The 13,669-nt window shown below is 63.8% G+C and carries 16 protein-coding genes; 12 read left to right on the plus strand and 4 right to left on the minus strand.

Annotated features, from left to right (window positions below; genetic code table 11):
• Window position 1: 1 nt before the first annotated feature.
• The 3 genes from msrA to PVE73_RS25425 all read left to right on the plus strand — a co-directional run bounded on the left by msrA (window position 2) and on the right by PVE73_RS25425 (window position 2,720).
• Window positions 2–664, plus strand: a complete 663-nt coding sequence (msrA, locus tag PVE73_RS25415; protein ID WP_277364894.1) for a peptide-methionine (S)-S-oxide reductase MsrA — start codon at window positions 2–4, stop codon at window positions 662–664.
• A 188-nt stretch (window positions 665–852) separates the two neighbouring features.
• Entirely contained in the window at window positions 853–1,848 is a 996-nt protein-coding gene (locus tag PVE73_RS25420) for a BMP family ABC transporter substrate-binding protein (protein WP_277364895.1), read from the plus strand.
• 254 nt (window positions 1,849–2,102) lie between these two features.
• On the plus strand, window positions 2,103–2,720 hold the full coding sequence (locus PVE73_RS25425) for a ribonuclease D (protein WP_277364896.1): 618 nt from the start codon (window positions 2,103–2,105) through the stop codon (window positions 2,718–2,720).
• Window positions 2,721–2,785: 65 nt separating this feature from the next.
• Here PVE73_RS25425 and PVE73_RS25430 read toward each other — a convergent pair whose 3' ends face one another.
• Window positions 2,786–3,070, minus strand: a complete 285-nt coding sequence (locus tag PVE73_RS25430) for a hypothetical protein (protein ID WP_277364897.1) — start codon at window positions 3,068–3,070, stop codon at window positions 2,786–2,788.
• A 253-nt stretch (window positions 3,071–3,323) separates the two neighbouring features.
• Here PVE73_RS25430 and PVE73_RS25435 point away from each other — a divergent pair, with 253 nt between their 5' ends.
• Complete coding sequence (locus PVE73_RS25435) at window positions 3,324–3,527, plus strand: hypothetical protein (RefSeq protein ID WP_277364898.1); 204 nt, start codon at window positions 3,324–3,326, stop codon at window positions 3,525–3,527.
• A gap of 12 nt (window positions 3,528–3,539) precedes the next feature.
• On the opposite strand, the gene PVE73_RS25440 is transcribed toward PVE73_RS25435, so the two are convergent.
• Complete coding sequence (locus tag PVE73_RS25440; protein ID WP_277364899.1) at window positions 3,540–3,857, minus strand: SMR family transporter; 318 nt, start codon at window positions 3,855–3,857, stop codon at window positions 3,540–3,542.
• Between the two features lie 282 nt (window positions 3,858–4,139).
• Here PVE73_RS25440 and PVE73_RS25445 point away from each other — a divergent pair, with 282 nt between their 5' ends.
• Together PVE73_RS25445 and PVE73_RS25450 are read left to right on the plus strand one after the other, a co-directional pair.
• Window positions 4,140–6,299 carry a transglycosylase domain-containing protein gene (locus tag PVE73_RS25445; RefSeq protein ID WP_277364900.1) on the plus strand — a complete coding sequence of 720 codons (2,160 nt, stop codon included), beginning with the start codon at window positions 4,140–4,142 and terminating at the stop codon, window positions 6,297–6,299.
• Between the two features lie 63 nt (window positions 6,300–6,362).
• Window positions 6,363–7,112 (plus strand): SDR family oxidoreductase, encoded by a 750-nt coding sequence (locus tag PVE73_RS25450; RefSeq protein WP_277364901.1) that lies wholly within the window; start codon window positions 6,363–6,365, stop codon window positions 7,110–7,112.
• Window positions 7,113–7,133: 21 nt separating this feature from the next.
• Here the strand turns inward: PVE73_RS25450 and PVE73_RS25455 are convergent, their stop codons facing one another.
• A complete protein-coding gene (locus PVE73_RS25455) occupies window positions 7,134–7,625 on the minus strand; it encodes a host attachment family protein (RefSeq protein WP_277364902.1) in 492 nt (163 codons plus the stop codon).
• Window positions 7,626–7,854: 229 nt separating this feature from the next.
• Between PVE73_RS25455 and cysG the strand changes: the two genes are divergently transcribed.
• The 6 genes from cysG (at window position 7,855) to rpsU (ending at window position 12,983) form a co-directional block, all read left to right on the plus strand.
• Entirely contained in the window at window positions 7,855–9,297 is a 1,443-nt protein-coding gene (gene cysG, locus PVE73_RS25460; RefSeq protein ID WP_277364903.1) for a siroheme synthase CysG, read from the plus strand.
• A 4-nt stretch (window positions 9,298–9,301) separates the two neighbouring features.
• The gene (locus PVE73_RS25465) at window positions 9,302–9,610 is read left to right on the plus strand and encodes a DUF2849 domain-containing protein (RefSeq protein ID WP_277364904.1); all 309 of its coding nucleotides are present in this window, start codon (window positions 9,302–9,304) and stop codon (window positions 9,608–9,610) included.
• Window positions 9,611–9,619: 9 nt separating this feature from the next.
• Window positions 9,620–11,290 carry a nitrite/sulfite reductase gene (locus PVE73_RS25470; RefSeq protein ID WP_277364905.1) on the plus strand — a complete coding sequence of 557 codons (1,671 nt, stop codon included), beginning with the start codon at window positions 9,620–9,622 and terminating at the stop codon, window positions 11,288–11,290.
• On the plus strand, window positions 11,265–12,002 hold the full coding sequence (locus PVE73_RS25475; protein ID WP_277364906.1) for a phosphoadenylyl-sulfate reductase: 738 nt from the start codon (window positions 11,265–11,267) through the stop codon (window positions 12,000–12,002). Before PVE73_RS25470 ends, PVE73_RS25475 begins: the two co-directional genes overlap by 26 nt.
• Before the next feature lie 8 nt (window positions 12,003–12,010).
• A complete protein-coding gene (locus tag PVE73_RS25480; protein ID WP_277364907.1) occupies window positions 12,011–12,553 on the plus strand; it encodes a DUF934 domain-containing protein in 543 nt (180 codons plus the stop codon).
• A gap of 202 nt (window positions 12,554–12,755) precedes the next feature.
• Window positions 12,756–12,983, plus strand: coding sequence for a 30S ribosomal protein S21 (gene rpsU / locus PVE73_RS25485; RefSeq protein ID WP_277364908.1), 228 nt, complete (start codon window positions 12,756–12,758; stop codon window positions 12,981–12,983).
• Window positions 12,984–13,052: 69 nt separating this feature from the next.
• Here rpsU and PVE73_RS25490 read toward each other — a convergent pair whose 3' ends face one another.
• A complete protein-coding gene (locus PVE73_RS25490) occupies window positions 13,053–13,274 on the minus strand; it encodes a hypothetical protein (RefSeq protein WP_277364909.1) in 222 nt (73 codons plus the stop codon).
• Between the last annotated feature and the right edge of the window lie 395 nt (window positions 13,275–13,669).

A 13,669-nucleotide genomic window follows, 5' to 3' on the forward strand; every position in this document is an offset into this window, starting at 1 on the left:
GATGTTCTTTCAGGCTTCGGAAAAGAAACTCAGGCTTCCCTCTCCGCAGGAGGCCTTGCCCGGCCGTCAGCAGCCGGTCCCCACGGCAGAGAAGCACTTCGTCAATGGCCGCCCGCTCAAGGGTCCATATCCCGAAGGGGCCGAGCAGGTGCTGTTCGGGATGGGTTGCTTCTGGGGTGCGGAGCGTCTGTTCTGGCAGATGGAAGGCGTCTGGGTCACCGCTGTCGGCTACGCGGGCGGACTGACGCCCAACCCGACCTATCGCGAGACCACCACGGGGCTCACAGGCCACGCGGAAGTGGTGCTCGTCGTCTATGATCCGAAGGTGGTTTCCTTCGCTGGGCTTCTGAAGGTGTTCTGGGAAAGCCACGATCCCACGCAAGGCATGCGCCAGGGCAACGACGTGGGCACCACCTACCGTTCCGCCATCTACACGACAACGGACACGCAGCGCGCGGAGGCGGAGGCCTCACGCGACGCCTATGAAAAGGCGCTGAAGGGTGCCGGCCACGAGCCGGTTACGACGGAGATCACCCCTGCGCCGGTCTTCTATTTCGCCGAGGAGGAGCATCAGCAATATCTGGCCAAGAATCCCGGCGGCTATTGCGGCCTTCAGGGCACGGGCGTGAGCTGCCCCACGCCCGGAGCATCCGCCCTTCAGTAGCGCGCCGGGGCGCGAAATGCGTGGGGGCGAAGCGCTCCCCACCTGCAATTTCCGCGTGGAATTTTCAAAACGCCCGTGCAAGAGTGACGCCCAAGCAGGATGAAAAATCCTGCCTGGGCTCAACGCGCCGTGCGCATTCCCGTATGGCGCGGGCCTGGTGTCAGAGCAACCGACAGGGTGTGGATCACATGAAGCGTATCGTTCTCGGCCTCCTGGCTGCAACCGCGATGGCCACCTCGGCCACGGCCCAGGAGCTGTCGCCGGCCATCCTCTACGATCTAGGTGGCAAGTTCGACAAATCCTTCAATGAAATGGCCTATATGGGCGCGGAGAGATTCAAGGAGGAGACCGGCATCGAATATGCCGAATTCGAGATCTCCAACGATGCCCAGCGGGAGCAGGCGCTGCGACGCTTCGCCGAACGCGGCCACGATCCGATCGTCATGGCGGGTTTCACATGGGTCGAGTTCCTCGACAAGGTGGCTCCGGACTACCCGGATGTGAGCTTCACCATCATTGATGATAAGGTGGACCAGCCCAATGTGCGCTCGGTCACCTTCAAGGAGCAGGAAGGCTCCTATCTCGTCGGCATGCTCGCCGCGCTCGCTTCGGAGACCGGCACCGTCGGCTTCGTCGGCGGCATGCAGGTGCCGCTTATCGGCAAGTTCGAGTGCGGCTATGTGGGCGGCGTGAAGGCGGCAAAGCCGGACGCCAATGTCATCCGAAACTACACCGGCGACACGCCGGCGGCCTGGAACGATCCGACCAAGGGCGGGGAGATCACCCGCACGCAGATCGACCAAGGTGCCGACGTGATCTATCATGCGGCCGGCGGAACCGGTGTCGGTGTGCTGCAGGCGGCGGCGGATGCGGGCAAGCTCGGCATTGGCGTGGATTCGAACCAGAACTACCTCCATCCGGGCCATGTGCTCACCTCGATGGTGAAGCGCGTGGATCAGGCGGTCTACGATTCTTTCATGGACGCCAAGAACGGCGAATTCACCTATGGCGCGCAGGATCTCGGCCTGAAGGAGGAAGGAGTCGGCTACGCAGTGGACGAGTACAACGAGTCGCTCATCACCGACGAGATGAAGAATGCCGTCGAGGAGGCCAAGGCGGACATCATCTCCGGCGCGGTCACCGTGCACAACTACCTGGAAGACAATAGCTGCCCTTACTGGTAAGCCATGCGCCAGGAACGGAAAGGGGCACTTGCGGCCCCTTTTTCACCTCCCTCACCTCCGGCCTGAAAGGATCACCGCCATGCGCGGATCCAATCCGATCGTCGGCAATTTTCAGCGCGCTCCCGGCATGGAATCACTCTTGTCGCGGACGACCGTATTCATTTCCCGAGCGAGAAATATGAGCTTCAGTCCTTCCATAAGGCCCGCGTTCCTGGGTCGCGGGTCCTCGCCGCGCCGGCCAGGAAATTGAACCGATGACCATCCGTTTTCACCAGTACGACCTGCCGGACCTGTCCCTCTACGACGTGGAGGCCGTGGCCATCGACACCGAAACGCTCGGCCTGAATCCGCATCGTGACAGGCTGTGCGTCATTCAGCTTTCGCCGGGGGACGGCACGGCGGACGTCGTCCAGATCGCGGCGGGGCAGCGGCGCGCGCCAAACATCGTGGCGCTGTTGCGCAATCGGCGCGTCACGAAGCTGTTTCACTACGCCCGCTTCGACGTCGCCGTGCTCCACCATACGTTCGGCGTCATGGCCGATCCGCTCTTCTGCACCAAGATCGCCTCACGGCTCACCCGCACCTACACGGACCGGCACGGGCTCAAGGATATCTGCTCCGAGCTCCTGGGTGTCAACATCTCAAAAGCCCAGCAATCCTCGGACTGGGCGGCCGAGCAATTGACGCCCGAGCAGCTCGAATACGCTGCATCGGACGTGCTGTATCTTCACCGCCTTCGCGAGGTGCTTGCCTACCGCCTCGAGCGCGACGGCCGGGTGCGCGAGGCGCAAGCTTGCTTCAAATTTCTGCCGACCCGGGCAAAGCTCGACCTCATGGGTTGGGACGAGGAAGATATCTTCGCGCATAGTTGAGGAGTAAGCCGCGGTTCGCGGCGAAGGTCCTCGGCCGCGCAGGAGGGCGGAAGGAGGCGTTGCGGCTAACCGCCCGTGTTTCCGAACCAGATGCCGACAAGTGCCGCGAACGCCACCAGAACGAGGAAGCCGTTCACGAACACCAGGAGATGAGACGGGAGGCGCTTAATCTCGTGGGGCGGTGGCGGCGGCCCCTGATTGATCTCGCGCCAGACCGCCGTGCCGAAGCAGAAGGCGCTGAACAGGACCAGGATGGTGCCGGTGGCGACGATCAGAAAATCCGGAACCATGTCCTCCAGAAGGGCCTTGGCGCCGATGCCGCTCGCAAGCGCGGCGAGCCCGGTCCTCACCCAGGCCGCATAGGTGCGCTCCGCGGCGAAGACCGTGCGGGTCCGCCGCTAGCTGGTTCCTGCGATCACGTGTCTCATCCTGCATCATGGTGGCCAAACGTCGCAGTCCGGCCAGGGTTTCAGAAATTGTACGGGCCGCTGCCAGGCACGAGCGCAGTACGGCGGTTTCCGCAAAGGTGTAAGGACCTTTCAACCTCTGTTTACCTGCTGGCGATAGTTCCCCGGCAAACAATGACAAGTGAGGTTTGAGAGAATGAGCGTCGAAGGGCTCCGATATGAATTTTTCCTCGATCCGACAGGGTTTTGGCTGGTTTGGGACCGGCTGACGGACCAGCCGGCCAGCTTTGGCCAGCAGGCGCTGATGGGTCTTTCCAGGGGAGAGGCCGAATCGGCTTGCCGGCTCATGAACAAGCTGCACGACCGGCTCTCGAGGCGCACCGCGAAGGCAGCCGCCTGAACCCGGATTTCCTCAGGAACTTGCAACTTTCATGATAACCAGACCGGCGAGAATGAGGATGGCGGCGATGAGCCTCGCCGGGGTTGCCGCCTCCCCGAGAACGGCAATGCCCATCACGAAAGCCCCAACCGCGCCGATGCCGGTCCAGACGGCATAGGCCGTGCCGAGGGGAAGCGACCGCATCGCAAGCGCGAGCAACGCCACGCTGGCAAGCATCGCAACCGCCATGATGATCGTCGGCATCATGCGGCTGAACCCGTCTGACTGCTTCATGTAGAAAGCCCAGACGATCTCCAGCAATCCCGCGCCGATCAGCAATATCCAAGCCATAACGGCCCTCCTTCTGCAAGGCCGGGCCGTCCCGGACGTTCCACCCGATTGGGCGAGGTCGTTGCCTCGCTTGCCAACCTATGTCGATTGAGGCCCGTTTCAAGAGGGCGCTTGGCGGGCATGACACCGGAAGAGCGCTGTGCAGCAACACTCCTGTGATCTGTACAATATGCTGAAAAAGCAAGGCTTTCCAAAAAGATGACATTAACGCCCCCTTAAATTGCGACGTTTAGCCTCCAGGGCGGGACGACGCCGCCTTTGGCGACAGGGAATTGTTGGGGAATGGCAAAAGCCACTCGGAAAAGGCGTATAGAGCCGACCTTCGGCACGCCCGCTTCGCGGCGTGCCGGCACGCTGTCGGTGACCGCCGCGGACCGCGTCGTGCCGCCGCAGCGAAGGCGGAAGAGCAAGAAGAAGGCCCGCCGGCGCCCGAGCCGCTCCCGGCGGGGCGGCGGTTTCGCCGGCTTTCTGAAAGGAGTCGTCTACTGGTCGATCGTTCTCGGCCTCTGGGCCGGCATCGCCGCGGTCGGTCTCGTAGCCTTCTATGGCGCGCAGATGCCGAGCCTGACCACCTGGGCCATTCCCGACCGGCCGCCGAATGTGAAGATCCTGGCGGTCGACGGCTCGCTGATCGCCAATCGCGGCATGACGGGCGGTGAGGCGATCGGGCTGCATGAAATGTCGCCCTATATCCCGCAGGCAGTGATCGCCATCGAGGACAGGCGATTCTATTCCCATTGGGGCGTCGATCCGATCGGGCTTGCCCGCGCGATGGCCGAGAACGTCGTGCAAGGCGAACTCAGCCAAGGCGGGTCCACCATCACCCAGCAGCTTGCCAAGAACCTCTATTTAAAGCCCGACCGTACGATCGAGCGTAAGGTGCAGGAAATGCTGCTCGCCATCTGGCTCGAGCAGAAATACACCAAGGACCAGATTTTGGAGATGTACCTGAACCGCGTCTATTTCGGTTCCGGCGCTTATGGCGTGGAATCTGCCTCGCAGCGCTATTTCAACAAATCCGCGCGCGATGTCACGCTTTCCGAGGCCGCCTTGCTTGCCGGTCTGCTGAAGGCCCCGTCGCGGCTCTCTCCCGCCCGCGATCCGCAGGCGGCCGAAGGGCGCGCGCAGGTGGTGCTCGCCGCCATGCGGCAAGAAGGCATGATCGGCGACAGCGAACTCACGGCGGCGATGAGTGCGCCCGCCACGCGCGCGGCGGCGTTCTGGACGGGTTCGGAACACTATGTGGCCGATCGCATCATGGAGGAACTGCCGGCCCTCGTGGGCACGGTCCAGCAGGATCTTGTCGTCAGGACGACGATCGACCTCCATTTGCAGAGGGTTGCCGAGAAATCGATCCGCCGCCTGATCGACGAAGAAGGCAAGAAGCTGCGAGTCAGCCAGGGCGCACTGGTTTCGATCGACGGCTCAGGTGCCGTGCGCGCGATGGTCGGAGGATACGACTATGCCAACAGCCAGTTCGATCGCGCTTCCGAGGCGCGCCGGCAGCCTGGCTCCGCTTTCAAGCCCTTCGTCTATATGGCTGCGCTCGAACAGGGGCGTACGCCGCTCAGCGTGCGCAACGATGCACCCGTGAGGATCGGCAGGTGGCGGCCGGAAAATTATCGCGGCAAGTATTACGGCCAGGTCACGCTGGCCGAGGCGCTGGCGCGGTCCCTGAACTCGGTAGCGGCACAGCTCACGATGGAGGTGGGGCCGAAAGCGGTGGTCGAGGTGGCCCATCGCATGGGAATTGAATCGGACCTCAACGCCAACGCTTCCATCGCACTCGGCACGTCGGAAGTCACGCCGCTGGAGCTGACAGCCGCCTATGTGCCCTTCGCCAATGGCGGCTTCCGGCCCGACGTGCATTTCATGCAGCGGGTGGCGACGGCCTCCGGCAAGGTGCTTTACGAGCACAACACCGGCCGCGTCCCGCGCGTGGCGAGTCCGGAGATCACCGGCATGATGAACTCGATGATGGCGGGCACGATCGAATACGGCAGCGGGCGTTCCGCCGCCTTCGGCTGGCCGGCGGCAGGCAAGACCGGCACCACGCAAGATTCGCGCGACGCCTGGTTTGTCGGCTACACCTCCAACCTGGTGACGGGTGTCTGGTTCGGCAATGACGACAGCCGCCCCACAGAGGCCACGGGCAGTTCGATGCCGGCGCAGGCCTGGCGCGAATTCATGACCGCAGCTCATAAGGGCGTGCCGGTGGCGGGACTCCCCGGCAAGTGGCGGCCGGAACCTCAAACGGCCCGGCCCCTCCAGGCGTCGAACTCTGCACCGCAGAACGCCGTGGGGGACGACGTGCGGCCCGAGGCAATCCCGTCCTCGGCAGAGCGCGGCCGGATCGATGGCCGGCCGGTTCCCCCTGCGGATGTGGGTGGCCCGCCGCAGCGGCGCCATCTCTCCATTCTCGACGTCATCCTTGGCAATTAGCTCCGACGCTATCGCTTTCGCCATGTTCAGGGCTTACATAGGCCGGGAAGCACGGAGGATGCGGTGAGCGAGACCGACAATCGAAAGACCCTGGTCCTGACAGGCGCGAGCCGCGGCATCGGTCATGCGACGGTGAAGCGCTTCTCGCGCGAGGGCTGGCGAGTAATCACCTGCTCGCGGCATCCCTTCGCGGAAGACTGCCCTTGGCCGGCGGGGCCGGAGGACCACATTCAGCTCGACCTTTCCGACCAGGAGGGCGTGGGCATCGCGATCGGAGAGATCCGCCATCGGCTCGCTGCAAATGGGGGCCGGCTCAACGCGCTGGTCAACAATGCCGCCATCTCGCCCAAGCTCGAAGGTGGCAAGCGCATGAACTCCATCGACACGCCCATGCATGTCTGGCGCGATGTCTTTCAGGTGAATTTCTTCGCGCCGATCATGCTGGCGCGCGGGCTCTTCAAGGAACTCGCCGCTGCCAAGGGCTCCATCGTCAACGTCACATCCATCGTGGGCAGCCGTGTGCACCCGTTTGCCGGGACGGCCTATGCCACCTCCAAGGCCGCTCTGGTGGCGCTGACACGCGAGATGGCCGCCGATTTCGGGCCGCACGGGATCCGCGTGAATGCGATTGCTCCGGGAGAGATCGAGACGTCGATCCTCTCGCCCGGCACCGACACGCTGGTGGAATCCATCCCGCTTCGCCGCCTCGGCCAGACGTCCGAAGTCGCCGACACGATTTTCTTCCTCTGCTCCGAGCACGCCTCTTACGTGACCGGTGCCGAGATCCACATCAATGGCGGGCAGCACGTCTGAGCGCTGGCTGGCCGCCACGGCTCACCGTACGCGAGAGCCGCCCTGCAAGGGGAAGGTGGGTGCTCCGCCACCCGTCAACGCCTTTTCGATATCGAATACCGTGTGGTTGGTGAGCGTCTTGGGCACTTCTCCGGTCACCCGCGCGTCGACCTCCTTGTGCAGCGCCTTGCGTAAAGCGCCGAGCACGACTGGCGGTGCGACGAGCACGATTTTCTCGAACCGGCCTTTGTGAGCCATCTTGTATAGGCGTTCTGCGATCTCCTCTGCAAAACGCTCCTTCTCGATACGGTGCCAATCCGTTTCGGCGAAGCCACTCTTGTGCACGTTCGCGCCGTCGAAATAGCGGCCGGGCTGGTCGGTGCCCTGTTCGCGCGTGGGCGGGTTCTCGTCGCGCATCTCACGCACCACTTCGAGGTTGGGGTATTCGGCGTCGCCCTTGTTGTGCAGGAACAGCGCCTTCTCGCCATCCGCGACGAGAACCCAGATGCCGTTTTGGAGCCGGATGCCGGCCATTTCACTCTCCATGCTTGAAGTTCACTCGCTCATACACAAAACTCCCGGAGTGCGGGCGGCGTTCCACAATGGCGTGGCAACCCGGAAACACAGGGGGATGATTTTTCCTTCCGCAAGGTCGGGGGCGAAAAAGCGATTGCGCGCTGGATTGCAGCACGCGACTGGGTTTCTTCTGAAATTTCGCACCCACGGGCACAATTCGACCCACTGATCAGGAGCAATCGCTTTCATGGCTGGCGAAACGGCAAAGCTGAACGCATTCCCCGTTTTCATGCGGGTGGACGGACGTCGCGTCGTCATCATCGGCGGCGGCGAAGAAGCCTTGGCCAAAGCACGGCTGATGGCACAATCGGCTGCCGAGATCCTGGTTGTCGCCGAAGCGCCGGAGCCGGCGCTCGTCAATTGGGGGGCCGCGAACGGGGTGACACTTGTCCGCGCCCCCTACGAGGCTGCTCATCTCGATGGAGCCGCTCTCGCCTTCGCCGCCACCGGCGAGGAGCGGTCGGATCGCGCCGTTGTCGCGGATGCGCGCGCGCGGGCCATTCCCGCCAATGCCGTGGACCGGCCCGAACTCTGCGATTTCTTCACGCCCGCGCTCGTCAACCGTGCCCCGGTCGCCGTGGCGATCGGCACGGAAGGGGCCGGCCCGGTGCTCGCCCAGATGATTCGCGCCCGCATCGACCGGATGCTCTCGCCCTCGCTCGGGCGGCTCGCTGTTCTCGCGGCCTCTTACCGCGATGCGGTGGAGCGCCGCCTGGCCAAAGGTGTGGTGCGCCGCCGCTTCTGGAAAGCGTTCTTCACCGGCGGCCCGGCCCGTGCCATCGAGGCGGGTAACGCCCGACGCGCGGCCGAAGCAGCCGAGGCGCTGCTGCTGGCGCAGGGCGCCGAGCCCGGTCACGTAGCGCTGGTGGGTGCCGGCCCCGGTGCGGAAGATCTGCTTACATTGCGCGCCCAGCGGCTGCTCATGGAAGCCGACGTGATCGTGCATGACGCGCTGGTGCCGGAAGCTGTCGTCGCCATGGGGCGCCGCGATGCGGAACGCATCGCCGCCGGCAAGCGCAAGGGCTGCCATTCCAAGACTCAGGCCGAGATCAACGAACTCCTCGTTGCGCTCGGGCGCGCTGGCAAGCGTGTCGTGCGACTCAAGTCGGGCGATCCGCTGGTCTTCGGTCGCGCCGGGGAGGAAATGGCGGCGCTCAGGGATGCCGGCATCTCCTATGAGGTCGTGCCGGGCGTCACGGCCGCCTTCGCCGCGGCCGCCGACTTCGAGCTGCCGCTGACTTTGCGCGGCGTGGCCTCCTCGATGGTTTTCACGACCGGACACGACCTCAAGGGCGTCGCGTTACCGGATTGGGCGAAGCTTGCCATCGAAGGCGCGACTGTCGCCGTCTATATGGGCCGCTCGACCGCAGCCGAGGTCGCGGGTCGCCTTCGCGAAGCCGGTCTTTCCCGCGATACGGCCGTTGCCGTGGTCGAAAACGCAAGCCTCGGCAAGCGCCGCCTGTTCCACGGGACGCTTTCCGACCTGCCCGCTCTCGAGAAGCGTACGGATCTTGCCGGCCCGGTGCTCACTATCATCGGCGATGCGGTGGCCGGGGCCAATTTCACGCGTTCGGAGTCGCTCGCCGCCTGGCACGAGACCGGCGCGCGCATTCCGGCGCAGGAGGAGTAGAAACATGAAGCTCGTCGCCGCCAATCGCCTGATCGATGGTGTTGCCGTCTGGCTCGGCCCGGATGGCGGCTGGGTAGAGGATATCTCCGAGGCCGAGATCGCTCGCGACAAGGAAACGCAGGAGCGCCTGGAGCGAACCGGCCGCGAGGCGTTCGTCCGGAACGAAGTGCTGGACGTCGAACTCATCGATGTCGAGATCGTGGACGGCACTGTTCGCCCGCTGAGGCTGCGTGAGCGCATCCGCGCTGCCGGCCCCTCCATCCACCCCGAGCTCGGAAAGCAGGCGAAGAAGCCTGCCGTCTCCCTGGTCTGAGGAAGAAGCATGTATCGCTACGACGAATTCGACCACGCATTCGTGCAAGCCCGCGTCGCCGAGTTCCGCGACCAGGTGGAGCGGCGCCTTTCTGGCGAGCTGACGGAAGAGCAGTTCAAGCCGCTCCGGCTGATGAACGGCGTCTATCTCCAGCTCCACGCCTATATGCTGCGCATCGCAATCCCCTATGGCACCCTGTCGCCGCGGCAGATGCGCATGCTGGCTCACATCGCGCGCGCTTACGATAAAGGTTACGGTCACTTCACCACACGGCAGAACCTGCAGTTTCACTGGCCGGCGCTGAAGGACATCCCTGAGATCCTGGAGAAGCTCGCCTCGGTCGAGATGCACGCGATCCAGACCAGCGGAAACTGCATACGCAACGTGACGGCCGACCATTTCGCCGGCGCGGCCGCCGACGAGGTGGCCGACCCGCGCCCCTACGCCGAAATACTGCGCCAGTGGTCCTCGCTACATCCGGAGTTCTCCTATCTCCCGCGCAAGTTCAAGATTGCGGTCACCGGCGCCGAACGCGACCGTGCCGCCGTGCAGGTGCACGACATCGGCCTGCATCTGAAGAAGAACGCGGCGGGCGAGCTGGGCTTTGCGGTCTATGTGGGCGGCGGTCTCGGTCGCACCCCCATGGTGGCCAAGAAGATACGCGATTTCCTGCCGGAAGGGGATCTCCTGTCATACACGACAGCTATCCTGCGCGTGTACAACCTCCATGGCCGCCGCGACAACAAGTACAAGGCGCGGATCAAGATCCTCGTTCACGAGACGGGCGCGGAGGAGTTGGCAGCACAGGTCGAGCGGGAGTTCGACGCACTGAAGGAAAGCGAGCTGAAGCTGCCCGAAGCCGATATCCGCGCAATCGAAACCTATTTCGCGCCTCCCGCGCTCCCCGCCCGCCCCGAAGGTGATGCGGTGCTGGCCAAGGCTGCGGCGGCCGATCCCGGCTTTGCCACCTGGTTGAAGCGCAACCTGCATACGCACAACAACCCGGACTATGCCTCCGTCACCATCTCGCTCAAAGGCATCGGCGAGGTGCCGGGCGACATGTCCGCCGACCAGATGGAGGCCGTCGCCGATCTCGCGGAGCGGTACGCCTTCGACGAGATCCGCGTCAGCCACGAACAGAATCTCGTCCTGCCCCATGTGGCGCGTGCGAGCCTGAAGGCGGTCTTTGACCGGCTGGTGCAGATCGGGCTTGCGACGGCCAATGCCGGCCTTGTCACCGATATCATCGCGTGCCCGGGGCTCGATTACTGCGCGCTCGCCAATGCCCGCTCCATTCCCGTGGCACAGCAGATCTCCACCCGCTTCGCCGACCAGGCGCGGCAGGAGACGATCGGGGATCTCAAGATCAAGATCTCCGGCTGCATCAATGCCTGCGGCCACCACCATGTGGGCCATATCGGCATTCTGGGCGTGGAGAAGAAGGGCGCGGAGCTCTATCAGGTCACACTCGGTGGCTCGGGCGACGAGAACACCTCGCTTGGCGAGATCATCGGCCGCGGCTTCGGCCCGGACGAGATCGTCGATGCCGTGGAGACCATCATCGACACCTATCTCGGCGTGCGCCGGGACAATTCCGAAACCTTCCTCGCCGCCTATCGCCGGCTTGGCCCTGCACCTTTCAAGGAGGCCCTTTATGGCAGTGAAGCCAAAGCCGCTTGATGCCGAAATCGAGGCGATCGAGCTCGACGCCCGCTACGGCCATCTGGAGGCCGAGGCGATCGTGGAGCTTGCGGTCGAGCGCTTCCGCGCGGAGGGCGGTATCGCCACCGTCTCGTCGTTCGGAGCCGATTCGGCCGTCCTTCTGCACATGGTTGCGAATGTTGACAAAAGCCTGCCCGTGCTCTTCCTCGACACCGGACAGCATTTCGGCGAGACGATCGAATATCGCGACCAGCTTGCGGAGGACCTCGGACTTTCGAACCTGATCATCGTGCATCCCTTGCCCGTGGCGCTTGCCGAGCACGATCCGCGGAACGACCTCCACAAGTCGGACCCCGATTCCTGCTGCGAGATCCGCAAGGTGGAGCCTATGGCGCGCGCCGTGCAGCCCTATGCCGCCTGGTTCACCGGCCGCAAGCGGCACCAGTCGCAGACGCGATCGCAGATGCCAGTCTTCGAGACGGTCGGTCCGCGCATCCGTATCAACCCGCTTGCGCGCTGGACCACCGCCGACCAGGCCGCCTATATGCGCGCCCACGATCTCCGGGAGAACCCGCTGGTCGCCTTCGGCTATCTCTCCATCGGCTGCTTCCCCTGCACCCAGCCCGTGAAGCCCGGCGAGGACGAGCGCAGCGGCCGCTGGGCGGGTTTCTCAAAAACCGAGTGCGGCATCCACCTGCCCGGCCTCGAAACCCTCACCAACGCAGCTTGAGGCACGAAATGAGCGCCACAGAGATCACAGCGCCAGCGGTCCGGCTATGGGCAGTGGACGGGTTCCAGGAAAATAGATGGGAGCGCGCCGAAGGCGCGGAAGCGCTGGCCGGCAACGGCAATCTCCTTCTGCCGTTCGAGGCTTTCCTCGCTCTCGATCCGGCGAAGCGCGAGATGGCGATGCCGAGGCTGGGTGTGGAAGTGCTGCCCGGAGAGGCTATCGATCCGCTCGTTCCCTTTCTCGATCGCTTGCTGCTGGTGGCGCTCGCCTTCCCAGCCTTCAATGACGGGCGCAGCTATTCGAAAGCCGAGCTGTTGCGCTCTCGCCACGGCTACACGGGCGAGGTTCGCGCCGTGGGCGATGTCCTGATCGACCAGATCCCGCATATGCTGCGCTGCGGCTTCTCAAGTTTCGAAGTGAAGAACGAGACGACGATCCACCGTCTCGCGACCGGTCGCCGCGGCGGCGTTCCGCTGCACTACCAGCCCAGCTCCGCAGCCCCCGCCCGAGCCGGCAAATATTCCTGGCGGCGCGCCGCGCAGGAGGGATAAAGCGGTCGAAGCACCGCTATCTGCCCCTTCAATCCACCCCGTTTCGTATTATATGTGGCTGAGGTGGATACATTGCGCGAATGCTGCTATAGCTCGCGCCATTCCGAGTCGTCCGAGCCGGCGGCTTAATGCCGCCCCTGTGCGCCTTCCAGGCGTTTGCCGGGCTTTTGCAGAAACATCGAACCGAGTGAGGTGTAAAACATTGCAGGTGGTCGTACGTGACAACAATGTCGATCAGGCCCTCAGGGTCCTCAAGAAGAAGTTGCAGCGCGAAGGCGTTTTCCGTGAGATGAAGGCGCGCCGGGCTTACGAAAAGCCTTCTGAGCGCCGCACGCGCGAGAAGGCGGAAGCCATTCGCCGCGCCCGCAAGCTTGCGCGTAAGCAGGCCCAGCGCGAGGGCCTGCTTCCGGGCAAGAAGCGCGCCGCGTAAGCGCTTAGGCAGCATCGACAAGCAGAGGGCCGGACGGCACAACCGTCCGGCCCTCTTTTTTGCTTCCAGTCAGCGGGTATCTTCCTGTCGCCGCATACCGTGGCCCCCGTAGGTGCCTTCGGTGTCCTGCAGGTTGCAGAGGAGATCGACAAGCTGCGACGGCAGTTCCCGCTGGAGCTCGAAGCCCGGCAGCCGGCGAAGAAACCGCGCATTGTCTGCGTGACGAATCTGCCGGCTGATGAGTTGCGCCGTATCCGACGCATCCTCCGCCTTTCCGTCCTTTCGCAGCATCATCTCACTCGCAAGGCCTGGTTTCACTTGTAGACTTAACATTGCGGGACAAAAAACGTTCCGAAACAGTGCCTAAGGCTGCGAATCCAGCCCGGTAGAGTAAAGTTTTCGTAAAGTTTGACGTTAATCTTTCTTTGAACGGCGCCCCCCCGGAACCGTCGGCGGCAGAAGCCTGAAGAAGAGCCCAGACTGTTTGTTCCACACCGGGCGATGCTATCCATCCGATGGTGGAAACCAGCATCCATTCTTGCGAATACAGCCGACCGGAAAGGCGAGCCGGAAAATTGCAGGCAGGACGGATTTAGTCGCGATCATATCGAATTTATTAACCATAATTTGACCTTTCCGCCTTCATGGTCCGCAGCAACGGACCGAACGGTTCGTGCGTGAGGGGC

The organism is Chelativorans sp. AA-79, from assembly GCF_029457495.1.
In the GTDB taxonomy this organism is placed as follows: Bacteria; Pseudomonadota; Alphaproteobacteria; order Rhizobiales; family Rhizobiaceae; genus Chelativorans.

What these genes read in the sequence shown, in the direction of transcription:
- msrA (WP_277364894.1), top strand. Translation starts at nt 2, where the DNA reads ATGTTCTTTCAGGCTTCGGAAAAGAAACTCAGGCTTCCCTCTCCGCAG.
- PVE73_RS25420 (WP_277364895.1), top strand. Translation starts at nt 853, where the DNA reads ATGAAGCGTATCGTTCTCGGCCTCCTGGCTGCAACCGCGATGGCCACC.
- PVE73_RS25425 (WP_277364896.1), top strand. Translation starts at nt 2,103, where the DNA reads ATGACCATCCGTTTTCACCAGTACGACCTGCCGGACCTGTCCCTCTAC.
- PVE73_RS25435 (WP_277364898.1), top strand. Translation starts at nt 3,324, where the DNA reads ATGAGCGTCGAAGGGCTCCGATATGAATTTTTCCTCGATCCGACAGGG.
- PVE73_RS25440 (WP_277364899.1), bottom strand. Translation starts at nt 3,857, where the DNA reads ATGGCTTGGATATTGCTGATCGGCGCGGGATTGCTGGAGATCGTCTGG.
- PVE73_RS25445 (WP_277364900.1), top strand. Translation starts at nt 4,140, where the DNA reads ATGGCAAAAGCCACTCGGAAAAGGCGTATAGAGCCGACCTTCGGCACG.
- PVE73_RS25455 (WP_277364902.1), bottom strand. Translation starts at nt 7,625, where the DNA reads ATGGCCGGCATCCGGCTCCAAAACGGCATCTGGGTTCTCGTCGCGGAT.
- cysG (WP_277364903.1), top strand. Translation starts at nt 7,855, where the DNA reads ATGGCTGGCGAAACGGCAAAGCTGAACGCATTCCCCGTTTTCATGCGG.
- PVE73_RS25465 (WP_277364904.1), top strand. Translation starts at nt 9,302, where the DNA reads ATGAAGCTCGTCGCCGCCAATCGCCTGATCGATGGTGTTGCCGTCTGG.
- PVE73_RS25470 (WP_277364905.1), top strand. Translation starts at nt 9,620, where the DNA reads ATGTATCGCTACGACGAATTCGACCACGCATTCGTGCAAGCCCGCGTC.
- PVE73_RS25475 (WP_277364906.1), top strand. Translation starts at nt 11,265, where the DNA reads ATGGCAGTGAAGCCAAAGCCGCTTGATGCCGAAATCGAGGCGATCGAG.
- PVE73_RS25480 (WP_277364907.1), top strand. Translation starts at nt 12,011, where the DNA reads ATGAGCGCCACAGAGATCACAGCGCCAGCGGTCCGGCTATGGGCAGTG.
- PVE73_RS25490 (WP_277364909.1), bottom strand. Translation starts at nt 13,274, where the DNA reads ATGCTGCGAAAGGACGGAAAGGCGGAGGATGCGTCGGATACGGCGCAA.